At 54.5% G+C, this 26,407-nt stretch carries 20 protein-coding genes, 2 tRNA genes and 2 rRNA genes; 18 read left to right on the top strand and 6 right to left on the bottom strand.

The features are described 5' to 3' along the window. Positions 1-200: 200 nt before the first annotated feature. The 4 genes from QMG90_RS21295 (at position 201) to QMG90_RS21280 (ending at position 3,626) form a co-directional block, all read left to right on the top strand. A 23S ribosomal RNA gene (locus QMG90_RS21295) occupies positions 201-3,108 on the top strand. 190 nt (positions 3,109-3,298) lie between these two features. Then, positions 3,299-3,414: ribosomal RNA gene (rrf, locus tag QMG90_RS21290) — 5S ribosomal RNA — on the top strand. Between the two features lie 51 nt (positions 3,415-3,465). After that, a tRNA-Asp gene (locus tag QMG90_RS21285) sits at positions 3,466-3,542 on the top strand. 8 nt (positions 3,543-3,550) lie between these two features. Continuing rightward, positions 3,551-3,626 (top strand) — tRNA-Trp (locus QMG90_RS21280). Positions 3,627-3,710: 84 nt separating this feature from the next. On the opposite strand, the gene hdfR is transcribed toward QMG90_RS21280, so the two are convergent. After that, a complete protein-coding gene (gene hdfR / locus QMG90_RS21275) occupies positions 3,711-4,562 on the bottom strand; it encodes an HTH-type transcriptional regulator HdfR (RefSeq protein ID WP_430381694.1) in 852 nt (283 codons plus the stop codon). 88 nt (positions 4,563-4,650) lie between these two features. Between hdfR and QMG90_RS21270 the strand changes: the two genes are divergently transcribed. Beyond that, positions 4,651-4,989, top strand: coding sequence for a MaoP family protein (locus QMG90_RS21270; RefSeq protein ID WP_038160338.1), 339 nt, complete (start codon positions 4,651-4,653; stop codon positions 4,987-4,989). A gap of 26 nt (positions 4,990-5,015) precedes the next feature. Here QMG90_RS21270 and QMG90_RS21265 read toward each other — a convergent pair whose 3' ends face one another. Further along, a complete protein-coding gene (locus QMG90_RS21265; protein WP_283281733.1) occupies positions 5,016-6,539 on the bottom strand; it encodes a YifB family Mg chelatase-like AAA ATPase in 1,524 nt (507 codons plus the stop codon). Positions 6,540-6,879: 340 nt separating this feature from the next. Here QMG90_RS21265 and ilvL point away from each other — a divergent pair, with 340 nt between their 5' ends. The 7 genes from ilvL to QMG90_RS21230 all read left to right on the top strand — a co-directional run bounded on the left by ilvL (position 6,880) and on the right by QMG90_RS21230 (position 14,146). Beyond that, a complete protein-coding gene (gene ilvL / locus QMG90_RS21260) occupies positions 6,880-6,978 on the top strand; it encodes an ilv operon leader peptide (protein ID WP_283281731.1) in 99 nt (32 codons plus the stop codon). A gap of 139 nt (positions 6,979-7,117) precedes the next feature. After that, entirely contained in the window at positions 7,118-8,764 is a 1,647-nt protein-coding gene (gene ilvG, locus QMG90_RS21255) for an acetolactate synthase 2 catalytic subunit (RefSeq protein ID WP_283281729.1), read from the top strand. After that, on the top strand, positions 8,761-9,024 hold the full coding sequence (gene ilvM / locus QMG90_RS21250) for an acetolactate synthase 2 small subunit (RefSeq protein ID WP_038160346.1): 264 nt from the start codon (positions 8,761-8,763) through the stop codon (positions 9,022-9,024). The genes ilvG and ilvM overlap by 4 nt, the downstream gene beginning before the upstream one ends. 17 nt (positions 9,025-9,041) lie before the next feature. Next, entirely contained in the window at positions 9,042-9,971 is a 930-nt protein-coding gene (locus QMG90_RS21245; RefSeq protein WP_283281727.1) for a branched-chain amino acid transaminase, read from the top strand. Positions 9,972-10,033: 62 nt separating this feature from the next. Further along, positions 10,034-11,884, top strand: coding sequence for a dihydroxy-acid dehydratase (gene ilvD / locus QMG90_RS21240; RefSeq protein ID WP_283281725.1), 1,851 nt, complete (start codon positions 10,034-10,036; stop codon positions 11,882-11,884). A gap of 2 nt (positions 11,885-11,886) precedes the next feature. Then, a complete protein-coding gene (gene ilvA, locus QMG90_RS21235) occupies positions 11,887-13,425 on the top strand; it encodes a threonine ammonia-lyase, biosynthetic (protein WP_283284019.1) in 1,539 nt (512 codons plus the stop codon). A gap of 19 nt (positions 13,426-13,444) precedes the next feature. After that, positions 13,445-14,146: a DUF2461 domain-containing protein gene (locus QMG90_RS21230; RefSeq protein WP_283281723.1), complete on the top strand. Its 702-nt coding sequence runs from the start codon at positions 13,445-13,447 to the stop codon at positions 14,144-14,146. Between the two features lie 3 nt (positions 14,147-14,149). Here the strand turns inward: QMG90_RS21230 and ilvY are convergent, their stop codons facing one another. Next, positions 14,150-15,142 (bottom strand): HTH-type transcriptional activator IlvY, encoded by a 993-nt coding sequence (ilvY, locus tag QMG90_RS21225; protein WP_283281721.1) that lies wholly within the window; start codon positions 15,140-15,142, stop codon positions 14,150-14,152. A 68-nt stretch (positions 15,143-15,210) separates the two neighbouring features. Here ilvY and ilvC point away from each other — a divergent pair, with 68 nt between their 5' ends. Next, a complete protein-coding gene (gene ilvC, locus QMG90_RS21220) occupies positions 15,211-16,686 on the top strand; it encodes a ketol-acid reductoisomerase (RefSeq protein ID WP_283281719.1) in 1,476 nt (491 codons plus the stop codon). A gap of 70 nt (positions 16,687-16,756) precedes the next feature. Here ilvC and ppiC read toward each other — a convergent pair whose 3' ends face one another. Beyond that, on the bottom strand, positions 16,757-17,038 hold the full coding sequence (gene ppiC / locus QMG90_RS21215) for a peptidylprolyl isomerase PpiC (protein ID WP_004886861.1): 282 nt from the start codon (positions 17,036-17,038) through the stop codon (positions 16,757-16,759). An 84-nt stretch (positions 17,039-17,122) separates the two neighbouring features. On the opposite strand from ppiC, the gene rep reads away from it, so the two are divergent. Next, complete coding sequence (gene rep / locus QMG90_RS21210) at positions 17,123-19,144, top strand: DNA helicase Rep (RefSeq protein ID WP_283281716.1); 2,022 nt, start codon at positions 17,123-17,125, stop codon at positions 19,142-19,144. 2 nt (positions 19,145-19,146) lie between these two features. Here the strand turns inward: rep and gppA are convergent, their stop codons facing one another. Beyond that, positions 19,147-20,637 carry a guanosine-5'-triphosphate,3'-diphosphate diphosphatase gene (gene gppA / locus QMG90_RS21205; RefSeq protein WP_283281714.1) on the bottom strand — a complete coding sequence of 497 codons (1,491 nt, stop codon included), beginning with the start codon at positions 20,635-20,637 and terminating at the stop codon, positions 19,147-19,149. 5 nt (positions 20,638-20,642) lie between these two features. Continuing rightward, entirely contained in the window at positions 20,643-21,908 is a 1,266-nt protein-coding gene (gene rhlB, locus QMG90_RS21200; RefSeq protein ID WP_283281712.1) for an ATP-dependent RNA helicase RhlB, read from the bottom strand. Between the two features lie 152 nt (positions 21,909-22,060). On the opposite strand from rhlB, the gene trxA reads away from it, so the two are divergent. The 4 genes from trxA (at position 22,061) to wzzE (ending at position 26,383) form a co-directional block, all read left to right on the top strand. Next, positions 22,061-22,390, top strand: coding sequence for a thioredoxin TrxA (gene trxA, locus QMG90_RS21195; protein ID WP_283281711.1), 330 nt, complete (start codon positions 22,061-22,063; stop codon positions 22,388-22,390). Positions 22,391-22,722: 332 nt separating this feature from the next. Then, complete coding sequence (rho, locus tag QMG90_RS21190; protein WP_038160391.1) at positions 22,723-23,982, top strand: transcription termination factor Rho; 1,260 nt, start codon at positions 22,723-22,725, stop codon at positions 23,980-23,982. A 237-nt stretch (positions 23,983-24,219) separates the two neighbouring features. Further along, positions 24,220-25,323, top strand: a complete 1,104-nt coding sequence (gene wecA, locus QMG90_RS21185) for a UDP-N-acetylglucosamine--undecaprenyl-phosphate N-acetylglucosaminephosphotransferase (protein WP_054180987.1) — start codon at positions 24,220-24,222, stop codon at positions 25,321-25,323. Positions 25,324-25,336: 13 nt separating this feature from the next. After that, the gene (wzzE, locus tag QMG90_RS21180) at positions 25,337-26,383 is read left to right on the top strand and encodes an ECA polysaccharide chain length modulation protein (protein ID WP_049847164.1); all 1,047 of its coding nucleotides are present in this window, start codon (positions 25,337-25,339) and stop codon (positions 26,381-26,383) included. Positions 26,384-26,407: the final 24 nt, after the last annotated feature.

Below are 26,407 nucleotides of genomic sequence, written 5' to 3'. Positions count from 1 at the left end.
GAAAGATTATTCGTGAGTCTCTCAAATTTTCGCAATCAGAAGACAACACTGTCAGAGGTGATGTGAGCGAAGTGAAGACAAGGCGTACCGCACGTAGCGAGCGCAGTGGACTTAATGTCCATGAGCATCGCGAGTACGGAACAACGCAGTATTCACGACGCGCAACAAGCCGGACAGAACAAGACATCTTCGGGTTGTGAGGTTAAGCGACTAAGCGTACACGGTGGATGCCCTGGCAGTCAGAGGCGATGAAGGACGTGCTAATCTGCGAAAAGCGCCGGTAAGGTGATATGAACCGTTATAACCGGCGATGTCCGAATGGGGAAACCCGGTGCACTTCGGTGCATCATCGTAACATGAATACATAGTGTTACGAGGCGAACCGGGGGAACTGAAACATCTAAGTACCCCGAGGAAAAGAAATCAACCGAGATTCCCCCAGTAGCGGCGAGCGAACGGGGAGGAGCCCAGAGTCTGAATCAGCATGTGTGTCAGTGGAACGGTCTGGAAAGGCCGGCGATACAGGGTGAAAGCCCCGTACACAAAAACACACAGGCTGTGAACTCGATGAGTAGGGCGGGACACGTGGTATCCTGTCTGAATATGGGGGGACCATCCTCCAAGGCTAAATACTCCTGACTGACCGATAGTGAACCAGTACCGTGAGGGAAAGGCGAAAAGAACCCCGGCGAGGGGAGTGAAACAGAACCTGAAACCGTGTACGTACAAGCAGTGGGAGCACCCTTTGGGGTGTGACTGCGTACCTTTTGTATAATGGGTCAGCGACTTATATTCTGTAGCAAGGTTAACCGAATAGGGGAGCCGAAGGGAAACCGAGTCTTAATTGGGCGTTAAGTTGCAGGGTATAGACCCGAAACCCGGTGATCTAGCCATGGGCAGGTTGAAGGTTGGGTAACACTAACTGGAGGACCGAACCGACTAATGTTGAAAAATTAGCGGATGACCTGTGGCTGGGGGTGAAAGGCCAATCAAACCGGGAGATAGCTGGTTCTCCCCGAAAGCTATTTAGGTAGCGCCTCGTGAATTCATCTCCGGGGGTAGAGCACTGTTTCGGCCAGGGGGTCATCCCGACTTACCAACCCGATGCAAACTGCGAATACCGGAGAATGTTATCACGGGAGACACACGGCGGGTGCTAACGTCCGTCGTGAAGAGGGAAACAACCCAGACCGCCAGCTAAGGTCCCAAAGTCATGGTTAAGTGGGAAACGATGTGGGAAGGCCCAGACAGCCAGGATGTTGGCTTAGAAGCAGCCATCATTTAAAGAAAGCGTAATAGCTCACTGGTCGAGTCGGCCTGCGCGGAAGATGTAACGGGGCTAAACCATGCACCGAAGCTGCGGCAGCGACACTAAGTGTTGTTGGGTAGGGGAGCGTTCTGTAAGCCGTTGAAGGTGGTCTGTGAGGGCTGCTGGAGGTATCAGAAGTGCGAATGCTGACATAAGTAACGATAAAGCGGGTGAAAAGCCCGCTCGCCGGAAGACCAAGGGTTCCTGTCCAACGTTAATCGGGGCAGGGTGAGTCGACCCCTAAGGCGAGGCCGAAAGGCGTAGTCGATGGGAAACAGGTTAATATTCCTGTACTTGGTGTTACTGCGAAGGGGGGACGGAGAAGGCTGTGTCATCCGGGCGACGGTTGTCCCGGTTTAAGCGTGCAGGTGTGTGCTCCAGGCAAATCCGGAGTGCTTTAACACTGAGGCGTGATGACGAGGCACTACGGTGCTGAAGTGACAGATGCCCTGCTTCCAGGAAAAGCCTCTAAGCTCCAGGTAACACGAAATCGTACCCCAAACCGACACAGGTGGTCAGGTAGAGAATACCAAGGCGCTTGAGAGAACTCGGGTGAAGGAACTAGGCAAAATGGTGCCGTAACTTCGGGAGAAGGCACGCTGGTGCGTAGGTGAAGTCCCTTGCGGATGGAGCTGAGACCAGTCGAAGATACCAGCTGGCTGCAACTGTTTATTAAAAACACAGCACTGTGCAAACACGAAAGTGGACGTATACGGTGTGACGCCTGCCCGGTGCCGGAAGGTTAATTGATGGGGTCAGCCGTAAGGCGAAGCTCCTGATCGAAGCCCCGGTAAACGGCGGCCGTAACTATAACGGTCCTAAGGTAGCGAAATTCCTTGTCGGGTAAGTTCCGACCTGCACGAATGGCGTAATGATGGCCAGGCTGTCTCCACCCGAGACTCAGTGAAATTGAACTCGCTGTGAAGATGCAGTGTACCCGCGGCAAGACGGAAAGACCCCGTGAACCTTTACTATAGCTTGACACTGAACACTGGTCCTTGATGTGTAGATATAGGTGGGAGGCTTTGAAGTGTGGACGCCAGTCTGCATGGAGCCGCCCTTGAAATACCACCCTTTAATGGCTGGTGTTCTAACGTGGGCCCGTAAACCGGGTTGCGGACAGTGTCTGGTGGGTAGTTTGACTGGGGCGGTCTCCTCCTAAAGAGTAACGGAGGAGCACGAAGGTTGGCTAATCCTGGTCGGACATCAGGAGGTTAGTGCAATGGCATAAGCCAGCTTGACTGCGAGCGTGACGGCGCGAGCAGGTGCGAAAGCAGGTCATAGTGATCCGGTGGTTCTGAATGGAAGGGCCATCGCTCAACGGATAAAAGGTACTCCGGGGATAACAGGCTGATACCGCCCAAGAGTTCATATCGACGGCGGTGTTTGGCACCTCGATGTCGGCTCATCACATCCTGGGGCTGAAGTAGGTCCCAAGGGTATGGCTGTTCGCCATTTAAAGTGGTACGCGAGCTGGGTTTAGAACGTCGTGAGACAGTTCGGTCCCTATCTGCCGTGGGCGCTGGAGAATTGAGGGGGGCTGCTCCTAGTACGAGAGGACCGGAGTGGACGCATCACTGGTGTTCGGGTTGTCATGCCAATGGCACTGCCCGGTAGCTAAATGCGGAAGAGATAAGTGCTGAAAGCATCTAAGCACGAAACTTGCCCCGAGATGAGTTCTCCCTGAGACCTAGAGTCTCCTGAAGGAACGTTGAAGACGACGACGTTGATAGGCCGGGTGTGTAAGCGCAGCGATGCGTTGAGCTAACCGGTACTAATGAACCGTGAGGCTTAACCTTACAACGCCGAAGCTGTTTTGGCGTGAGAGACAGATTTTCAGCATTGATTCAGAGTAGGCAATAGTTTGCGCAGCGGCAAGGCGGCAAGCGAAGGAAAGGAAGGAGCATACAGAAGTATGTGACTGAGTTTACGAGCGCAGCCAACGCAGCGGATGCGATAAATTATTGCGTACTGAGCACAAAGAATTTGCCTGGCGGCTTTAGCGCGGTGGTCCCACCTGACCCCATGCCGAACTCAGAAGTGAAACGCCGTAGCGCCGATGGTAGTGTGGGGCTTCCCCATGTGAGAGTAGGACACTGCCAGGCATCCATTTAGCAGTAACCCGGGTAAAACCGGGCGTTGTAGACAGTTTCGGTGGAGCGGTAGTTCAGTCGGTTAGAATACCTGCCTGTCACGCAGGGGGTCGCGGGTTCGAGTCCCGTCCGTTCCGCCACCCTAATTAGGGGCGTAGTTCAATTGGTAGAGCACCGGTCTCCAAAACCGGGTGTTGGGAGTTCGAGTCTCTCCGCCCCTGCCATAAAAAATAATCCTTTGCTTCGGCAAAGGATTTTTTTTGTCTGCTATTTACCGAGCGCTTCATGAGGGCATTCCGCCCTCATGGTTAATCCAGCACACTGGTCTTCAGAATGTCGCGGAGCTGCGTCTGTTTATCACTGTTTTGTAGCCAGATGGCATACAACGGGCGGGAAAGCGTTGCGCTGTCTGTCACCGTATGTAATCCCCCTTTCTCTTTCGCCCAGCTCATGGGTAACCAGGTACAACCATTAAGCGGAGAAAGTTGTTGTCGCGCCAGTTCCGCAGAGCTGGTCGTCAGGCTGGGAATATCATCGCTGGCCAGCAGGCCTACCTCATGTTGCTGAAAATCCGGTCCCCATTCCAGGCGCAGATAGTTGAGATCCGCCTTCACTTGCGCAGGCTCTGCAGCATAAAGCGCAAGCGTGAAATGGCCTAATAACTGGCTGCTAAATTCATCCATTTTCGGCGATTCGGTAGTGATCAGCAGATCAAGCTGCCGTTCATGCAATTGCTTAACCAGCGACTGGCGTTGAGCTATTCGGGCTTCGAACTGCAGATTATTGGGGGTTTTGTAGAGCCTGCCCAACCAGCTATTCAGCATACATTCCCAAAGTGATGCGCTGGCACCGATGGAGAATTCATTGTGTCGTGACGTATGCGCAACCTCTTTGCGCGCTGCTTGCCAGGTGTTCATCAACGTTTCTGCGTAAGGCAGCAGTTTTTCGCCGGCGGCCGTAAGCCGTATGTTATTGCGATGTCGGGTAAAAAGATTTACGCCGAGCTGATTTTCCAGCTGACGGATGCGAAAACTGACGGCTGATTGTGTCAAATAGAGCGCTTCAGCAGCGCGTCCAAAGTGACGAGTTCTGCTGACTTCGAGGAAAGTTTTAAGCAATTCCGTATCCACAACCTTCTCCGCAAAATTATTTTTCGTTATGATTTAAATCTTTTGTTTTACACTCTGTCAAGCGTAACTAATACTCCGCGCCATAAATAGCTCGGCCAAAGAATTAGGAGCGTGTAGGATGGCGGAAAGCTTTACGACGACAAATCGTTTTTTCGACAATAAAAATTATCCGCGTGGTTTCTCCCGTCATGGTGATTTCACCATCAAAGAGGCACAACTGCTTGAACGTTATGGTTATGCCCTCAACGAACTGGAGCTGGGTAAGCGCGAACCTGTAACCGAAGACGAGAAACAATTTGTTGCGGTGTGCCGCGGTGAACGTGAACCAACCACGGAAGCAGAGCGTGTATGGTTCAAGTATATGGCGCGGATTAAGCGTCCGAAGCGTTTCCATACGCTGTCCGGTGGTAAACCGCAGATGGAAGGCTCTGACGATTACACAGAAAGCGATGATTAAATAAAAAAAGGGCTGCGGCCCTTTTTTTATGCCAGCAGTTTCTGCAAATGAATGAGTAAGCGATCGATCGCCCGGTAACTTAACGCCTCCTGCAGATGCTGCCGTGTAATGCGCGTAGCCTGTTCAAGATCGGCAATGGTGCGTGCCACCTTCAGCAGGCGCTGCCATGCACGGATTGATAACCCCAGTTGCGTCAGCGTTTGTTCTAACCACAGCGCATCGTCATCATTCAGCAGACAATGTTCCCGTATTTCTCCTCCTTCCAGGTGGGCATTGAGTTTGTGCTGCCGCGCATACTGGCATGCCTGCGCCTGTATCACCCGTTCCCGAATCGTCGCGGTGTCTTCGCCACTGTTCGTTGCATGGCTCAGCAGTCCCGGCGGCGGAAGGGGGATTTCTAGTGAGAGATCGAAACGGTCGAGAAAGGGGCCAGACAGGCGGCCCAGATAGCGCATTGTCTGTTCCGGCGTCGCGCGATTATGGTTTCCCTGATAGTGGCCTGTCGGGCTGGGGTTCATTGCGGCAATCAACTGAAAACGCGCCGGATAGGTGATTTTTGCCCGGGTTCGCGAAATGTGGATCTGACCGGATTCAATCGGTTCCCGCAGCGCATCCAGCACGCGCCGTTCAAATTCCGGCAGTTCATCAAGAAACAGAATGCCGTTGTGTGCCAGCGATATCTCGCCAGGCATGGGTATGGATCCACCTCCTACCATGGCGTTCAACGATGCGCTGTGATGTGGAGAACGAAAGGGCCGCTGACGCCACTGTGCTTTAACGCTCGTCGCATTTACCAGACTAATGATTGCCGCACTTTCGAGCGCTTCATCGTTGCTCAACGGGGGAAGCAAACCATTCAGTCGGCTGGCAAGCATCGTTTTGCCAGTTCCCGGCGGGCCAATGAACAGCAGGTTGTGGCCGCCTGCGGCAGTGATCTCAAGTGCGCGTTTTCCCTGACTTTGCCCAATGACATCGCGAAGATCCTCATGCGGCGATTCCGCAGCCTCTGCGTGCGTTGACGGCGCCAGGCTCAGCGAGTGTTTTCCTTCCAGAAAAGCACAGACTTCCTGCAGATGATTTGCGATAAAACAACAGGTGCCGCCAATCAATCCCACTTCGGCGGCGTTATCTTCCGCCACGACAATGCTCCGCCCGGCCCGGATGGCTTCCATCGCCCCCGAAATAGCACCAGGAATTCCCCGTAGCGCGCCGGTGAGGGCCAGCTCACCCACAAACTCGTACTGACTCAGCTTTGCCCCGTTAAGCTGTTCAGAGGCCACCAGAAGCGCAATGGCGATAGGTAAATCGTATCGTCCGCCTTCTTTGGGCAGATCGGCAGGGGCAAGATTGATGGTGATTTTTTTTGCCGGGAACTCATAACCACTATTAATGATTGCGCTGCGCACCCGATCTCTGGCCTCTTTGACGGTGGTTTCCGGAAGGCCAACTAACGTTAATCCGGGTAAACCATTACTGATATGCACCTCGACGGTAATAAGCGGCGCGGTAATGCCAAGTGCTGCACGGGTGTAGACCACTGATAACGACATAGAGCCTCCTGAGGGCGACACTATATCGGCTGAGAACCGCAGCGTTAGCGTTGACTTATGCGAAATACGAGGCTGATTCCTGCATTTTTGCGGATTTTCACCGCATTGCAGGAAAGGTGGAACCCGCCTCGCAGAGACGAAAATTGCGACAGGTGGGCTCCCAATGTAGCAAAAATAACTGAAATTTTTTCAATTGCGATTTTTCTTATAAAAAACAAGGCGTTTAATGTGAATCGTTAGCGAGCTCACGAAACGCGTCATAAAAAAATCTTGTGTTCCTTCCCCAGCCTGTGTTACCTCTTTAGGTATTCCTTCGAACAAGAAGCCGAAAGTAAACAAAATGAAAGCCCTTCTACGAGTGATTAGCCTGGTCGTGATTAGCGTGGTGGTGATTATTATCCCACCGTGCGGGGCTGCACTTGGACGAGGAAAGGTTTAGAAATCAAGCCTTAACGAACTAAGACCCCCGCACCGAAAGGTCCGGGGGTTTTTTTATGACTTAAATACTGAAGCGAGGAACAGACAATGACCAACAGCACAATATTCTGTTTCTCACAATTTATGGCGGGGATGTAACTATGAATGGAGCTCAGTGGGTGGTACATGCATTGCGCGCACAGGGAGTTGACACGGTATTCGGCTATCCTGGTGGCGCCATCATGCCGGTTTACGATGCATTGTATGACGGCGGCGTGGAACATCTCCTGTGCCGGCACGAGCAGGGGGCTGCGATGGCGGCCATCGGTTACGCCCGCGCGACAGGTAAAACCGGCGTCTGTATCGCCACATCCGGCCCTGGCGCAACCAACCTGATCACCGGTCTGGCGGATGCCCTGCTCGACTCCGTTCCTGTGGTCGCCATCACCGGACAGGTGGCGTCACCGTTTATCGGTACCGACGCGTTTCAGGAAGTGGACGTTCTCGGTTTGTCGCTGGCCTGCACCAAGCACAGTTTTCTGGTGCAATCTCTCGACGAGTTACCGCGGGTAATGGCGGAAGCGTTCGAGGTGGCAAACTCAGGTCGTCCTGGCCCGGTACTGGTGGATATCCCTAAAGATATTCAGCTGGCACAGGCGGCGCTGGAGCCGCATTTTTCCACTGTTGAAACTCCGGAAGCGTTCCCTCACGCTGAAGTCGAACAGGCACGCCAGATGCTGGCGCAGGCGCAAAAACCGATGCTGTACATTGGCGGCGGCGTGGGTATGGCGCAGGCGGTTCCGGCGCTGCGCGCGTTTATCGCTACCACGCAAATGCCCGCGGTATGCACTCTGAAAGGGCTCGGCGCAGTGGAGGCGGATTATCCGTACTATCTCGGTATGCTTGGGATGCACGGCACGAAAGCGGCGAATCTGGCGGTGCAGGAATGTGATCTGCTGATTGCCGTTGGCGCGCGTTTTGACGATCGTGTGACCGGCAAACTGAATACCTTCGCGCCAAACGCCAGCGTGATCCACATGGATATCGATCCGGCAGAGATGAACAAACTGCGTCAGGTGCATGTCGCGCTGCAGGGTGATCTGAATGCCATGCTGCCTGCACTGACGCAACCATTGTCCATCAATGCCTGGCAACAGCAGGTGGCTGAATTACGTGCAGAACACGCCTGGCGCTACGATCATCCGGGCGAGTCCATCTATGCCCCTTTGCTGCTGAAGCAACTGTCTGATCGTAAACCGGCTGACTGCGTGGTGACCACCGACGTGGGCCAGCACCAGATGTGGTCGGCGCAGCACATGACTTACACCCGCCCGGAAAACTTCATTACCTCCAGCGGTCTGGGGACGATGGGTTTTGGCTTACCGGCCGCCGTTGGCGCTCAGGTGGCGCGCCCGAATGATACGGTTATCTGTATCTCTGGTGACGGCTCGTTCATGATGAATGTTCAGGAGCTGGGCACCGTAAAACGAAAACAGCTGCCATTAAAGATCGTTTTAATGGATAACCAGCGATTAGGCATGGTTCGCCAGTGGCAGCAGCTGTTTTTTCAGGAACGTTATAGCGAAACAACCCTCACCGATAATCCCGATTTCCTCACGCTGGCCAGCGCCTTCGGCATTCCAGGCCAGCACATCACCCGTAAAGACCAGGTTGAAGCGGCACTCGACACCATGCTGTCAAGCGAGGGGCCTTACCTGCTTCATGTCTCAATCGATGAGCTTGAGAACGTCTGGCCATTGGTGCCGCCAGGTGCCAGTAACTCGCAAATGCTGGAGAAATTATCATGATGCAACATCAGCTCGCCGTTCAGGCTCGTTTCAACCCGGAAACGTTAGAGCGTGTTTTACGCGTGGTGCGCCATCGCGGTTTTCAGATTTGTTCTATGAATATGGAGACTGCAACTGATGCGCAAAATATTAATATCGAATTGACCGTTGCCAGTCCTCGTCCAGTCGAATTACTGTTTAGTCAGTTGAGCAAACTGGTCGACGTCGCCTGTGTCGAGATCCAGCAACGAACAACATCATCACAACAAATCCGCGCCTGAGCGCAAAAGGAAGAAAAATGACGACGAAAAAAGCTGATTACATCTGGTCTAATGGCGAGATGATTCGTTGGGAAGATGCCAAAGTGCACGTAATGTCCCACGCACTGCACTACGGTACCTCCGTTTTTGAAGGGATCCGCTGCTACGATTCTCACAAAGGGCCGGTGGTGTTCCGTCATCGTGAACACATGCAGCGTCTGCGCGACTCAGCCAAAATCTATCGTTTCCCGGTGTCTCAGAGCGTCGATGAACTGATGGAAGCCTGCCGCGCGGTGATCCGTAAAAACAACCTGACCAGTGCTTATATTCGTCCTCTGGTGTTTGTCGGCGACGTCGGCATGGGTGTGAACCCGCCTCCGGGATACACTACAGATGTCATCATCGCCGCCTTCCCGTGGGGTGCCTACCTCGGTGCGGAAGCGCTGGAGCAAGGTATTGATGCGATGGTCTCTTCCTGGAACCGCGCTGCGCCAAACACCATTCCGACCGCCGCGAAAGCGGGTGGTAACTATCTCTCCTCGCTGCTGGTTGGCAGCGAAGCGCGCCGCCACGGCTATCAGGAAGGTATCGCGCTGGACGTTAACGGTTATATCTCCGAAGGCGCTGGCGAAAACCTGTTTGAAGTGAAAGACGGCGTGCTGTTCACCCCGCCGTTTACCTCCTCTGCACTGCCAGGCATCACCCGCGATGCCATCATCAAGCTGGCGAAAGAGCTGGGCATTGAAGTGCGTGAGCAGGTGCTGTCCCGCGAATCGCTGTATCTGGCCGACGAAGTGTTCATGTCCGGTACCGCCGCGGAAATCACGCCGGTACGCAGCGTTGACGGTATTCAGGTGGGCGAAGGCCGCTGTGGTCCGGTCACTAAACGTATTCAGAAAGCGTTCTTTGGCCTCTTTACTGGCGAAACCGAAGATAAATGGGGCTGGCTGGATCCAGTAAATCAATAATTAAATAACGGGACGGCACGCACCGTCCCGTTTAACAGATTGTCACCGGGAGTAAACAAAGCATGCCTAAGTACCGTTCCGCCACTACCACCCACGGCCGTAATATGGCGGGTGCCCGCGCGCTGTGGCGCGCCACCGGTATGACCGATGCCGATTTCGGCAAACCGATCATTGCCGTTGTGAACTCGTTTACCCAGTTTGTGCCGGGGCACGTTCACCTGCGCGATCTCGGCAAACTGGTTGCCGAACAAATCGAAGCCGCAGGCGGCGTGGCGAAAGAGTTCAATACGATCGCTGTCGATGACGGCATCGCGATGGGCCACGGAGGCATGCTTTATTCACTGCCATCGCGCGAGCTGATCGCCGACTCTGTCGAATACATGGTCAACGCCCACTGCGCAGATGCGATGGTCTGCATCTCCAACTGCGACAAGATTACCCCGGGGATGCTGATGGCGTCCCTGCGTCTCAATATTCCGGTGATTTTCGTCTCCGGTGGCCCGATGGAGGCCGGGAAAACCAAGCTTTCCGATAAGATCATCAAACTGGATTTGGTCGATGCGATGATCCAGGGGGCGGATCCGAAAGTGTCCGATGCGCAGAGCGATCAGGTGGAGCGTTCCGCGTGCCCGACCTGTGGCTCCTGTTCCGGTATGTTCACCGCCAACTCAATGAACTGTCTGACCGAAGCGCTGGGTCTGTCGCAGCCGGGTAATGGCTCGCTGCTGGCGACCCACGCCGACCGTAAACAGCTGTTCCTCAATGCCGGTTCACGCATTGTTGAGCTGACCAAACGGTATTACGAGCAGGATGATGCCAGCGCACTGCCGCGCAACATCGCCAGCAAGGCGGCGTTTGAGAACGCCATGACGCTGGATATCGCGATGGGCGGTTCCACCAACACCGTGCTGCACCTGCTGGCGGCAGCCCAGGAAGCAGAAATTGATTTCACCATGAGTGATATCGATAAGCTGTCGCGCAAAGTGCCGCAGCTGTGCAAAGTGGCACCGAGTACGCAGAAATACCATATGGAAGACGTTCACCGCGCTGGCGGGGTGATTGGCATTCTCGGCGAACTGGATCGCGCGGGTCTGCTGAACCGCGACGTGAAAAACGTGCTGGGTCTGACCTTGCCGGAGTCGCTGGCGCAGTATGACGTCATGCTGACGGAAGACGCAGCGGTGAAAGCGATGTATCGCGCAGGCCCGGCGGGCATTCGCACTACGCAGGCGTTTTCTCAGGATTGCCGTTGGGAAACCCTTGATGACGACCGCGCCGAAGGCTGTATCCGTTCGCTTGAACACGCCTACAGCAAAGATGGCGGGCTGGCGGTGTTGTACGGCAACATCGCCGAGAATGGCTGTATCGTAAAAACGGCGGGCGTTGACGACAGCATCCTGAAGTTCACCGGCCCGGCGAAAGTCTACGAAAGTCAGGAAGAAGCGGTAGACGCCATCCTTGGCGGCAAAGTAGTGGAAGGTGATGTTGTCGTGATCCGTTACGAAGGGCCGAAAGGCGGCCCGGGCATGCAGGAAATGCTCTATCCGACCACCTTCCTGAAATCAATGGGACTTGGCAAAGCCTGTGCGCTGATCACCGACGGACGTTTCTCCGGCGGTACCTCCGGTCTCTCCATTGGTCACGTTTCACCGGAAGCCGCCAGCGGCGGCAGCATTGCGCTGGTTGAAGATGGCGACCTGATCGCTATTGATATCCCGAACCGCGACATTCAGCTTCAGGTCAGCAATCAGGAGATGGCGGCGCGTCGTGAAGCGCAGGAAGCACGCGGTGATAAAGCCTGGACGCCGCGCGATCGTCAGCGTGAAGTGTCCTTCGCTCTGCGGGCTTATGCGAGCCTGGCCACCAGTGCGGATAAAGGCGCTGTGCGCGATAAATCCAAACTTGGAGGCTAATGATGGCCGAATCCCTATCCGCTGCCCCTGAGGGGGCAGAATATCTCAGGGCCGTGCTGCGCGCGCCGGTGTATGAAGCCGCGCAGGTCACGCCACTGCAGAAAATGGAAAAGCTGTCGTCGCGCCTTGAAAACGTCATTCTGGTGAAGCGCGAAGACAGGCAGCCAGTGCACAGCTTTAAGCTACGCGGCGCGTACGCCATGATGGCAGGGCTGACTGAAGAGCAAAAAGCGCGGGGCGTCATCACGGCGTCTGCGGGCAACCATGCACAGGGCGTTGCGTTTTCTTCTGCGCGCCTCGGCGTGAAGGCGTTGATTGTCATGCCGGTCGCCACCGCAGATATCAAAGTCGACGCGGTACGCGGCTTTGGTGGCGAGGTGCTGCTGCACGGCGCGAACTTTGATGAAGCGAAAGCGAAAGCTATTGAACTGTCACAACAGCAGGGGTTTACCTGGGTGCCGCCGTTCGATCATCCGATGGTGATTGCAGGGCAGGGCACGCTGGCGCTGGAGTTACTGCAACAGGATGCGCATATCGATCGCGTATTTGTTCCGGTTGGCGGCGGTGGGCTGGCGGCGGGCGTGGCGGTGCTGATCAAACAGCTGATGCCGCAGATCAAAGTGATTGCCGTCGAAGCGGAAGACTCCGCCTGTCTGAAAGCCGCGCTGGATGCCGGTCATCCGGTTGAGTTGCCGCGCGTCGGGTTGTTTGCCGAAGGGGTGGCGGTGAAGCGCATCGGCGATGAAACATTCCGCCTGTGTCAGATGTACCTCGATGACATCATCACGGTCGACAGCGACGCCATCTGTGCGGCGATGAAAGATCTGTTCGAAGACGTGCGAGCGGTGGCGGAACCGTCCGGCGCGCTGGCACTGGCGGGCATGAAGAAATACGTCGCGCAACATAACATTCGTGGCGAACGGCTGGCGCATATTTTGTCTGGCGCGAACGTGAATTTCCACGGCCTGCGCTATGTGTCTGAACGTTGCGAGCTGGGCGAGCAACGCGAGGCGTTGCTGGCGGTGACCATTCCGGAAGAGAAGGGCAGCTTCCTGAAGTTCTGCCAGTTGCTCGGCGGGCGTTCGGTCACGGAGTTCAACTACCGTTTCGCTGATGCCAAAGACGCCTGCATTTTCGTTGGCGTGCGTCTGAGTCGTGGCCTGGAAGAGCGCAAAGAGATCCTCGACATGCTGCGCAACGGCGGTTACAGCGTGGTGGATCTCTCCGACGATGAGATGGCGAAACTGCACGTGCGTTACATGGTGGGCGGTCGTCCGTCGAAACCCCTGCAGGAGCGGTTGTTCAGTTTTGAGTTTCCGGAATCACCCGGCGCGTTGCTGAAATTTCTCTATACGCTCGGAACCCACTGGAACATTTCGCTGTTCCACTACCGCAGCCACGGCACCGATTATGGTCGTGTACTGGCGGCGTTTGAACTGGGCGAGCACGAGCCGGATTTCGAAACGCGGCTTAACGAACTGGGCTACGAGTGTCATGACGAAACCCGCAACCCGGCGTTTCGTTTCTTCCTGGCGGGTTAATGATTATGAGGACAAGCAAATGGCAGGACGCTTTCAAGGATTTACACAAGAAGGGCTTAATTTTCTTCAACAGGTCAAAGCGAAAAATGATAAAGCGTGGTTTGAAGAGCACCGTTTTATTTACGATCGCAGTGTACTGAACCCGTTTCGGGCGCTGGTGGATGATCTGGCCCCGGTGATGCTGGAGATTGATCCGTTAATTGAAACACGCTCAGCGATTGGCAAGACAATCTCGCGGATCCATCGCGACACCCGTTTCTCGCAGGATAAATCCCTTTACCGTGACCGGATGTGGGTGACCTTCAAGCGTCCGGCGAAAAACTGGACCGATGCGCCATCGTACTTTTTTGGCATCGCGCCGGATTCCGTACACTATGGCCTTGGCTATTACAGCGCCAGTAAACCGACGATGGATCTCTTTCGGCATACGCTGAAACAGCGCCCGACTCAGTTTCTGGAAGTCGCCGGGTGTTGCCGGGAACCGTTTGAGCTCATTGGTGAGAGTTACAAACGCCCGCTGGTAAAAGACCTCGATCCCGCCATTGCCACCTGGTACAACCGCAAATCCTTCGCGGCCATTGTCGATAGCCCGGATATGGAACCACTCTTCCACGCCGATCTGGTGACGCAACTGGCCGACGGATTCCGTCAACTGGAGCCGCTGTATCAGTGGCTAATGACGATAGAAACGATGAAGCAGATCGACCCGGCTGATTTATAACGCTCACTTTCCTTCGTCGATTTTTCTTTCCAGCACAATCTTCCAGAAGGCATCAATCAGCGGCTCATGCAGCCGCTTTTTTTGTGCGCATACGCCAAGCTCAAACGGCGTTTTCTCGTCGCTGCGCTCCAGAATCATTACGCGATTACGCACTGGCTCCGGGCTGTTTTCCAGCACCACTTCCGGCAACAGCGCCACACCGCAGCCGAGCGCGACCATCGACACCATCGCCTCGTGGCCGCCAACAGTGGCGTAAATCGATGGGTTGCTGATTTTCTGACGACGGAACCACAGTTCGATGCGACGACGTACTGGCCCCTGATCGGCCATGATGAACGGCACCGTTGACCAGTCGGGTTTCTCCTGCGTGACCTGATTGCGCACCGGGCAGGGTAGCGCCGGGGCAATCAACACCACCGCCAGATTCTCCAGCATGGAAAATGCCACCGCGCCGGGCAGGGTTTCCGGCTTACCGGCGATCGCCAGATCGGCTTCGCCAGTAACGACTTTTTCCATCGCGTCAGCGGCATCACCGGTCGTGAGCTTGATTTCCACCGAGGGATGTTCGGCGCGGAAGCGGTCGAGGATCGGCGGCAAATGGCTGTAGGCCGCAGTGACGGAGCAGAAAATATGCAGTTCGCCAGAGAGCGACGGCCCTTTTTGATCGATAGTGTGGCGCAGTTGCTGATACTGCAACAGCATCTGCTGCGCGAAGGTCCGCAGCTCATCACCCGCCTCGGTCAGCGTGACGGTGCGGTTGTCGCGCACAAACAGCGGCTGACCGAGGTCTTCTTCCAGCCGTTGGATTTGCCGGGAGAGCGTGGAAGGGCTGACGTGCATCGCCCGCGCGCTACGGCCAAAGTGGCGGCTATCCGCCAGATGCAGAAAGGTTTTCAGATCGCGTAAATCCACGGGCGAGGCTCCACGGGTTGGTATTGCAGAAATTGCAATGTGATGTTGTGAATATATCAATTTCCGCAATACTTTTCCTGTCATATAGTGAGTTCATTCTCGCAAAAGCGAACCGAACAATAAGCAAGCACAACACATCACGAGGTATCACCATGGCTAACTACTTCAATACACTGAATCTGCGCCAGCAGCTGGCGCAGCTGGGCAAATGCCGCTTTATGGCGCGCGACGAATTTGCCGATGGCGCGAGCTACCTTCAGGGTAAAAAAGTGGTCATCGTCGGCTGTGGCGCTCAGGGGCTGAACCAGGGCCTGAACATGCGTGACTCCGGCCTGGATATCTCTTACGCCCTGCGTAAAGAAGCGATTGCTGAAAAGCGCGCATCATGGCGTAAAGCGACCGAAAACGGTTTTAAAGTGGGCACCTATGAAGAGCTGATCCCGCAGGCTGATCTGGTTGTTAACCTGACGCCAGATAAGCAGCACTCTGACGTGGTGCGTTCCGTTCAGCCGCTGATGAAAGACGGCGCGGCACTCGGTTATTCCCACGGTTTTAACATCGTGGAAGTGGGCGAGCAGATCCGCAAAGACATCACCGTGGTGATGGTAGCGCCAAAATGCCCGGGTACCGAAGTGCGTGAAGAGTACAAACGTGGTTTCGGTGTGCCGACCCTGATCGCCGTTCACCCGGAAAACGATCCGAAAGGCGAAGGTATGGCGATTGCTAAAGCCTGGGCTGCGGCAACAGGGGGTCATCGCGCGGGGGTGCTGGAATCCTCTTTCGTTGCGGAAGTGAAATCTGACCTGATGGGTGAGCAGACTATCCTGTGCGGTATGCTGCAGGCCGGTTCTCTGCTGTGCTTCGACAAGCTGGTAGCGGAAGGCACCGACCCGGCATACGCCGAAAAACTGATTCAGTTTGGCTGGGAAACCGTGACCGAAGCGCTGAAACAAGGCGGCATCACGCTGATGATGGACCGACTGTCCAACCCGGCGAAACTGCGCGCTTACGCGCTGTCTGAACAGCTGAAAACTATTATGGCGCCGTTGTTCCAGAAACATATGGACGACATCATCTCCGGCGAGTTCTCTTCCGGCATGATGGCAGACTGGGCGAACGACGACAAAAAACTGCTGACCTGGCGTGAAGAGACCGGTAAAACGGCATTCGAAACCGCACCGCAGTTTGAAGGTAAAATTGGCGAGCAGGAATACTTCGACAAAGGCGTACTGATGATTGCAATGGTGAAAGCGGGCGTTGAGCTGGCCTTTGAAACTATGGTCGACGCGGGCATCATCGAAGAGTCAGCGTACTATGAATCCCTGCATGAGCTGCCGCTGATTGCCAACACCATCGCGCGTAAGCGTCTGTATGAAATGAACGTGGTAATTTCAGATACCGCCGAATACGGTAACTATCTGTTCTCTTACGCGTGCGTACCGCTGCTGAAAGAATTCATGACCACCCTGCAGTCGGGCGATCTGGGCAAAGCGATTGCTGAAGGCGCGGTAGATAACGCTCAGCTGCGCGACGTTAACGACGCGATTCGCGGCCATGCGATCGAGAAAGTGGGCCAGAAACTGCGCGGTTATATGACTGATATGAAACGCATTGCGGTTGCCGGATAAAAAAATGTCGGGTGGCGCTTCGCATCTATGATGTAGGCCCGGTAAGCGTTAGCGCCACCGGGCTTTTTTATCACTTGCGGTACAGCACTTTAATGATGTGGTAACCGAACTGGGTATGCAGCGGGCCGGTTGGCTCAAGCACCGGGCAGGAGAACACCACTTTATCGAATGCCGGAACCATCTGACCCTGACGGAATTCGCCTAAATCACCACCACGTTTGCCTGACGGACAGATAGAATGTTTCTTCGCCAGCTTGCCGAAGTCGGCGCCGTTTTTAATCTGTTCCAGAAGATCCAGCGCCAGTTTCTCTTCTTTTACAAGGATATGCAGTGCTGCTGCCGTTTTTGCCATGATCGTGCCTTGAGTGCTATGGATTAGGCTCGCTATACTACCACGCGGTTATTTCTCCCTCCCGACTTTCATTGAGCGATCCTTATGCGTTTAAACCCCGGACAACAACAAGCCGTCGAATTTGTCACCGGACCGTGCCTGGTGCTGGCGGGGGCGGGATCCGGCAAAACCCGCGTGATCACCAATAAAATCGCGCATCTGATCCGTGGCTGCGGTTATCAGGCGCGGCACATCGCTGCGGTGACGTTTACCAATAAAGCGGCGCGCGAAATGAAAGAGCGTGTGGCGCAGACGCTCGGGCGTAAAGAGGCGCGCGGGCTGATGATCTCAACGTTCCACACGCTGGGGCTGGAGATTATCAAACGTGAATTTGCCGCGCTGGGGATGAAATCGAACTTTTCGCTGTTTGACGATACCGATCAGGTGGCGCTGCTGAAAGAGCTGACCGAAGGGTTGATTGAAGATGACAAAACCCTGTTGCAACAGCTGATCTCAACGATCTCCAACTGGAAAAACGATCTGCTGACGCCCGCGCAAGCCGCGGCACAAGCAAAAGGCGAGCGGGACCGCATTTTCGCGCATTGCTACGGCCTGTACGATGCGCATATGAAAGCCTGTAATGTGCTGGATTTCGACGATCTGATCCTGCTGCCGACGCTACTGTTGCAGCGCAATGAAGAGGTTCGCGAGCGCTGGCAGAACCGGATCCGCTATCTGCTGGTGGATGAATATCAGGACACCAACACCAGCCAGTATGAGCTGGTGAAACTGCTGGTGGGCGCCCGCGCCCGCTTCACCGTGGTGGGCGACGACGACCAGTCGATTTACTCCTGGCGCGGTGCGCGTCCGCAGAATCTGGTGTTGCTCAGTCAGGATTTTCCTGCGCTACAGGTGATCAAGCTTGAGCAAAACTACCGCTCCTCGGGTCGCATTCTGAAAGCGGCGAACATCCTGATTGCCAATAACCCGCACGTGTTTGAAAAGCGTCTGTTTTCGGAGCTGGGTTATGGCCCGGAGCTGAAAGTGCTGAGCGCGAACCATGAAGAGCACGAGGCGGAGCGGGTGACCGGGGAGCTCATCGCTCATCATTTTGTGAATAAAACGCAGTACAAGGATTACGCCATTCTCTATCGCGGCAACCATCAGTCGCGCGTATTTGAAAAAATGCTGATGCAGAACCGCATTCCGTACAAGATCTCCGGCGGCACTTCGTTTTTCTCGCGTCCGGAAATCAAAGACTTGCTTGCTTATCTGCGCGTGTTGACCAACCCGGATGACGACAGCGCGTTCCTGCGTATTGTGAATACACCAAAGCGCGAGATTGGCCCGGCGACGCTACAAAAACTGGGAGAATGGGCATCCAGTCGCAACAAGAGCCTGTTCACCGCCAGCTTCGACATGGGGCTGACGCAAACCCTGTCAGGGCGCGGTTATGAGGCGTTAACGCGCTTTACCCACTGGCTCGGCGAGATCCAGCGGCTGTCAGAACGCGAGCCAGTTGCCGCTGTGCGCGATCTTATTCATGGCATCGATTATGAATCCTGGTTGTTTGAAACCTCGCCCAGCCCGAAAGCCGCGGAGATGCGCATGAAAAACGTCAACCAGCTGTTCAGTTGGATGACGGAAATGCTGGAAGGCTCCGAGCTGGAGGAGCCCATGACACTCACCCAGGTGGTGACCCGCTTTACGTTGCGCGACATGATGGAACGCGGTGAGAGCGAAGAAGATATGGATCAGGTCCAGCTGATGACGCTGCACGCTTCGAAAGGGCTGGAATTCCCGTATGTGTTTATGGTGGGGATGGAAGAGGGCTTTCTGCCGCACCAGAGCAGCATCGATGAAGACAATATCGATGAAGAACGTCGGCTGGCTTATGTGGGCATTACCCGCGCGCAAAAAGAGCTGATTTTTACGCTATGCAAAGAGCGTCGTCAGTACGGCGAACTGGTGCGTCCGGAACCGAGCCGTTTTTTACTGGAACTGCCGCAGGATGATGTGAGCTGGGAGCAGGAGCGTAAGGTCATTACCGCAGAAGAACGGATGCACAAAGGTCAGGCGAACGTAGCCAACATCAGGGCGATGCTGGCGAAAGCGAAAGAAAAGTAAGCTTACTTCACCTCAAGCGGCCAGTGGACGTAACTCTGCCACTGGCACTCCTGCTCAACCATTTCCGCGCCGAGCGGATGTTCTGCCAGCCAGTGTTCCGGCAGCGTCAGCGTCAGTTGCTCGCCATGGGCATGCAGCGTAATTTCCGGCAGCAGATCGTCCCGGCGACGGCTGGCGAACAAAATCGCCAGGCGCAGCAGACGGCACATATGCTCCGCCACGCGCGGAGGAACCGCGTTTTGCTGATGCAGCGACGGCAGATCCACCGGGTTGGTTTGATTGAGTACCAGCGTCGCCAGCAGTTTTTTCTGTGCAGGCGTAAAGCCCGGCAAATCCAGATTCCGCACCAGATAGGCGGCGTGCTGCGGCGATTGTTTGAAATCGACGCTCAACCCAATCTCATGCAGCTGGCAGGCGCTCAGCAACAGTTCGCGGCTAATCGGTTCCAGATCCCAGTGTTCTTCCACGGCTGTTGCAAACCGTGCGGCGAGTTTCGCCACGCGCTGTGCCTGCTCGGTATCGACCAGAAAACGGCGTTGAATAGTGCGCAGCGTGCGGCTGCGGATGTCCTGATCCACCGCCAGATGTAACATGCCATACACCAGACCTTCACGCAGTGCGCCGCCAGCCAGTGTCATGCACTGGATGTCTAGCTCGGTAAAAATGGCGATGAGAATGGCCAGACCGCTGGGGAACACCAGTGCGCGCTCCAGTGTCAGCCCTTCGATTTCAAGCTCTTCCAGACGCCCGCACTGAATGGCGCGCTGCTTTAGTTGCTGCAGTTTCGGCAACGTGATGCGCTCGTCCATTCCCTGCGCCATCATGATTTCCTGCAGTGCCTGCACTGTACCGGAGGCGCCCACGCAAACTTTCCAGCCATGGTAGCGCAGGTTATCGGCAACCGGACGCAGCACTTCACGCGCCGCACGCTCAGCTTCATCGAAATGTTCTTGCGCCAGATTGCGGTCGGTAAAGTAGCGCTCAAGCCAGGTGACACACCCCATCGACAGGCTAAACAGCGAGGTTGCCTGTGCACCGGTTCCCGTCACTAGCTCTGTACTGGCGCCACCGATATCCACAACCAGACGACGATCATCGCCGCCAGTGGTGTGCGCCACGCCCTGATAAATCAGGCGAGCTTCCTCTTCGCCACTGATGACCTGCACCGGACAACCGAGGATCTCTTGTGCTTTAGCGATAAATTCACTGGCATTGATGGCCAGACGAAGAGTGGCGGTCGCCACAACACGGATTTGGGTCGGGGGGATGTCCTGCAAACGTTCAGAGAAGAGCCGTAAACACTGCCAGCCACGTTCCATGGCCTCTGCAGAGAGACAGTTTTCGCTGTTCAGACCCGCCGCCAGACGAACTTTGCGTTTGATGCGGGTCAGGGTCTGAATGCTGCCTTCCACCTCGCGCACGACCAGCATATGAAAACTATTCGAACCGAGATCAATAGCCGCATAAAGCGAGTGCGAGGTAGAGCTGAGCATATTTTTTAACCTGAGCGACGACGGTTACGCGGTGCGCCCGAACGGCGCGGTCCATTACCCTGACGAGTCCGGGTCAGGCGCAACGGTTTCGGTAAATCCGTCATCAGTGCGTCCGAATTGTATTTACTGACCGGAATCGAGTGACCGATATAGGTTTCAATTGCCGGCAGATTCAGCGCGTACTCTTCACAGGCCAGACTTATCGAATGACCGCTTGCGCCCGCACGACCGGTACGGCCGATACGGTGAACGTAGTCTTCGCAGTCGTCCGGTAAATCATAGTTGAACACGTGCGTAACCGCCGGGATATGCAGGCCACGCGCGGCAACGTCGGTCGCGACCAGAATATCGAGATCGCCACGGGTAAATTCATCCAGGATGCGCAGGCGTTTTTTCTGCGCCACGTCACCGGTCAACAGACCCACGCGATGGCCGTCGGCTGCCAGATGACCCCAGATATCTTCGCAACGGTGTTTGGTGTTCGCGAAAATAATGGTGCGGTCCGGCCATTCTTCTTCCAGCAGCGTTTGCAGCAAACGCATTTTTTCGTCGTTGGAAGGATAGAACAGCTCTTCTTTGATACGGTGGCCGGTTTTTTGTTCCGGTTCGACTTCGACGTACTCGGCGTTGTTCATTTGTTCAAACGCCAGTTCGCGTACGCGGTAAGAAAGGGTTGCGGAGAATAGCATATTCAGACGCTGATTCGCCGGCGGCATACGGCGGAACAGCCAGCGGATATCTTTAATAAAGCCCAGATCGTACATGCGATCGGCTTCATCCAGCACAACCACCTGAATCGCGCCAAGGTTAACGTGGTTCTGCTTGGTGTAATCAATAAGACGGCCGGTGGTGCCAATCAGGATATCGACGCCGCTATCCAGCACTTTCAGTTGCTTGTCGTAACCATCGCCACCGTAAGCCAGCCCCAGCTTCAGGCCCGTTGCGTTCGCCAGAGGCTCTGCATCGGCATGAATCTGCACCGCCAGCTCGCGCGTCGGCGCCATGATCAACGCACGCGGTTGGTTAACCTGGCGGTTTTCTGGCACGGGGTGAGAGAGAAGATAATGAAACGTTGACGTCAGGAACGCCATCGTTTTGCCGGTACCGGTTTGCGCCTGCCCGGCAACGTCACGACCCGCCAGCGTCAGCGGCAGTGCGAGCGCCTGAATGGGCGTACAGTTATGAAACCCTTTAGTTTCAAGGGCTTCAATCACCATTGGGTGCAGCGCGAAGTCGGAAAACTTCTGTTCAGTTAAATGTGTTTTGCTCATAGTGTGGTAGAATATCAGCTTACTATTGCATTAAGAAAGCGTATCCGGTGAAATAACGTCAACCTTTTAGTTGGCTAAAGCAACATCAACGTGTCGTTGATTGTTGATTAATGCTACACCAACGCACCAGGCTTATTCCTGCGGAGTTAAATATGAGCGATAAAATTATTCACCTGACTGACGACAGTTTTGACACGGACGTACTCAAGGCTGAGGGGCTGACCCTCGTCGATTTCTGGGCAGAGTGGTGTGGTCCGTGCAAAATGATCGCCCCGATTCTGGATGAGATCGCTACTGAGTATGCGGGCAAGCTGACCGTGGCTAAACTGAACATTGACGAGAACCCGGGCACTGCACCGAAATACGGTATCCGCGGCATCCCGACGCTGCTGCTGTTTAAAGACGGCGAAGTGATTGCGACTAAAGTGGGCGCCCTGTCCAAAGGTCAACTGAAAGAGTTCGTGGACGCCAATCAAGCGTAAGCCTTTTTGATTCAGGCGTTCGGTATTCCTAATTCATGTGGAACGCTGGACGCCTGCCTTCAGTCGTGCTAAGTTAGTTTTGACTTCGTTTTAAACATACCTTTGTTTGAATCTTGTTTTACCCGACGCTTCCCGTATTCAATACGCGTGAGGCAGAAAAATTCCGGGCTTGTCACTCATTCCGTCATGTCGTTTCAGTTCTGCGTTTTTTTCCTGTAACCAGGCAGCGTACAGACGTGAGTTGATGGCCGTAAACAGGCATGGATGACCCTGCCATACCATTCACAACATTAAGTTCGAGATTTACCCCGAGTTTAAGAACCCACACCATTATGAATCTTACCGAATTAAAGAATACGCCGGTTTCTGAGCTGATTACTCTCGGCGAAAATATGGGGCTGGAAAACCTGGCTCGTATGCGCAAGCAGGACATTATTTTTGCCATCCTGAAGCAGCACGCGAAGAGTGGCGAAGATATTTTTGGCGACGGTGTGCTGGAGATATTGCAGGATGGATTTGGATTCCTCCGCTCCGCAGACAGCTCCTACCTCGCCGGCCCTGACGACATCTACGTATCCCCCAGCCAAATCCGCCGTTTCAACCTCCGCACTGGTGACACCATCTCTGGTAAGATTCGTCCTCCGAAAGAGGGTGAGCGTTACTTTGCGCTGTTGAAAGTTAACGAAGTAAACTACGACAAACCAGAAAACGCGCGTAATAAGATTCTGTTCGAAAACTTAACTCCGCTGCACGCGAATTCCCGCCTGCGCATGGAGCGTGGTAACGGCTCAACTGAAGATTTAACGGCGCGCGTTCTGGATCTGGCATCGCCAATCGGTCGTGGCCAGCGTGGTCTTATCGTCGCACCACCGAAAGCCGGTAAAACCATGCTGCTGCAGAACATCGCGCAGAGCATCGCTTACAACCATCCTGACTGTGTGCTGATGGTGCTGCTGATTGACGAACGTCCGGAAGAAGTGACCGAAATGCAGCGCCTGGTGAAAGGCGAAGTGGTTGCGTCAACCTTTGACGAACCGGCTTCCCGTCACGTGCAGGTTGCGGAAATGGTTATCGAAAAAGCCAAACGTCTGGTTGAGCACAAAAAAGACGTTATCATTCTGCTCGACTCCATCACCCGTCTGGCGCGCGCTTACAACACCGTCGTACCGGCTTCCGGTAAAGTATTGACCGGTGGTGTGGACGCCAACGCCCTGCATCGTCCGAAGCGTTTCTTCGGCGCGGCGCGTAACGTGGAAGAGGGCGGAAGCCTGACCATCATCGCGACGGCGCTGATCGACACCGGTTCTAAAATGGACGAAGTTATCTACGAAGAGTTTAAAGGCACCGGTAACATGGAGCTGCATCTCTCCCGTAAGATCGCTGAAAAACGTGTCTTCCCGGCTATTGACTACAACCGCTCCGGTACGCGTAAAGAAGAACTGCTGACCACGTCAGAAGAGCTGCAGAAAATGTGGATCCTGCGTAAGATCATTCACCCGATGGGCGAAATCGACGCGATGGAATTCCTCATTAATAAGCTGGCGATGACCAAAACCAACGACGATTTCTTCGACATGATGAAACGCTCGTAATTTGCGCTGAACGAAAAACGCCACGCTTCGCGTGGCGTTTTTGTTTTTTAAGGACATACTTCAGTGGAAACTAATTCAAATATGCGGATGAGAACCATTTATCTGATTCAGTGACGTAAGGCCAATTTTTTTGTTTAAAAAACAGTCTGATTCGGTGAATCTCATCCGACTTCCTCTTCTGATGAAGAGCCATCGTAGGTATACTTTCGCCATTACTATTTGCTGAGAGCATTTATTGTGAATTTGCTGACTGCAGGTGCTGATCTGATCAGTATTTTTTTATTCACAACCCTGTTCCTTTTTTTTGCACGCAAGGTAGCTAAAAAGGTCGGTTTAGTGGATAAACCAAACTTCCGAAAACGTCACCAGGGACTCATTCCGTTGGTGGGGGGAATTTCGGTTTATGCTGGTCTGTGTTTTACGTTTGGGATCGTTAACTACTACATTCCTCATGCCGCACTCTATCTGATGTGTGCGGGCGCGCTGGTGCTGGTTGGCGCGCTTGACGACCGCTTTGATATCAGCGTCAAAATTCGTGCGACGGTTCAGGCTGCCGTCGGCGTTGTAATGATGGTCTTCGGCAAACTCTACCTGAGCAGTCTGGGCTACATTTTTGGCTCCTGGGAACTGGTGCTCGGGCCTTTTGGTTTCTTCCTCACGTTGTTTGCCGTCTGGGCCGCGATCAACGCCTTCAATATGGTCGATGGTATTGATGGTCTGCTGGGTGGGTTATCCTGCGTGTCGTTTGCCGCGATGGGGATGATCCTCTGGTTCGACGGACAACAGAGCCTGGCCATGTGGTGTTTCGCGATGATCGCCGCGATACTGCCCTACATCATGCTGAACCTCGGTATTCTGGGGCGTCGCTACAAAGTCTTTATGGGTGACGCGGGCAGTACGCTGATTGGTTTCACGGTCATCTGGATCCTGATGGAAACTACCCAGGGCAAAACCCATCCGATTAGCCCTGTCACCGCGCTGTGGATTATTGCTATCCCGCTGATGGATATGGTCGCTATTATGTACCGCCGTCTGCGTAAAGGGATGAGCCCGTTCTCACCTGACCGCCAGCATATTCACCATTTGATTATGCGTGCCGGTTTTACTTCCCGTCAGGCTTTTGTTCTTATTACGCTTTCAGCAGCGTTACTGGCATCAATTGGTGTACTTGCAGAATATACTCATATCGTTCCTGAGTGGGTCATGTTGGTATTATTCTTGCTAGCCTTTTTCCTGTACGGTTACTGCATTAAGCGTGCCTGGAAAGTGGCGCGTTTCATTAAACGTTTGAAGCGCAGGATGCGCAGGAACAGTGATAACAATCCTAATTTAACCAAGTAAAGCTGGGGAAGTGATGACTCAACCATTACCAGGAGCACAGTCAGTCGGCGCGGAGAATGAACTGGACGTTCGCGGTCTGTTTCGTACGCTATGGATGGGGAAGTTCTGGATTGTGGGGATTGCGTTACTCTTTGCGGTGATTGCGCTGGGTTACACTTTCTTTGCCCGCCAGGAGTGGAGCGCGACGGCAATCACCGACCGCCCCACCGTCAACATGCTGGGCGGGTATTACTCCCAGCAGCAGTTTTTACGCAATCTGGACGTGAAAGCCGATATGGCGTCGGCCGACCAGCCGTCGGTAATGGATGACGCCTATAAAGAGTTCATCATGCAACTCGCCTCATGGGATACCCGCCGCGAGTTCTGGTACCAGACGGATTACTACAAACAGCGGATGGTGGGAAACTCCCGCGCTGACGCCGCATTGCTTGACGATCTTATCGATGACATCCAGTTTATGCCTGGCGACGCGCTGCGCAGTATCAGCGACAGCGTCAAGCTCACCGCGGAAACGGCGGCGGATGCCAATAACCTGCTGCGTCAGTACGTGGCTTTTGCCAGCCAGCGCGCGGCGGGCCATCTGAACGAAGAGCTGAAAGGAGCCTGGGCCGCCAGAACCATTCAGATGAAGGCGCAGGTCAAACGCCAGGAAGAGGTGGCGCAGTCTATCTTCGATCGTAAAACCCACAGCGTTGAAGAAGCGCTGAAAGTGGCGCAACAGAATAATATTTCCCGCAGCGAGACCGACGTTCCCGCCGAGCAATTACCGGACTCTGAGCTATTTTTACTGGGGCGCCCAATGCTACAGGCGCGTCTGGAGAATCTGCGCGCCGTGGGGCCGGATTTTGACCTGGATTACGATCAAAACCGCGCTATGCTGACGACGCTGAACGTCGGACCGACGCTGGATCCTCGTTTTCAGACCTATCGGTATTTGCGAACACCAGAAGAACCCGTGAAACGCGATAGCCCACGTCGCGCTTTCCTGATGGTGATGTGGGGAATTGTAGGTGCACTTATCGGTGCAGGCGTAGCATTGACGCGACGTCGTATTCAGTGAATACACCTTGTGTGATGAGGATCA

Source organism: Trabulsiella odontotermitis, from assembly GCF_030053895.1.
Taxonomy (GTDB): domain Bacteria; phylum Pseudomonadota; class Gammaproteobacteria; order Enterobacterales; family Enterobacteriaceae; genus Trabulsiella; species Trabulsiella odontotermitis_C.
Note: the sequence above shows the minus strand (reverse complement) of the source record. Positions and strands in the feature narration are given on the sequence as shown.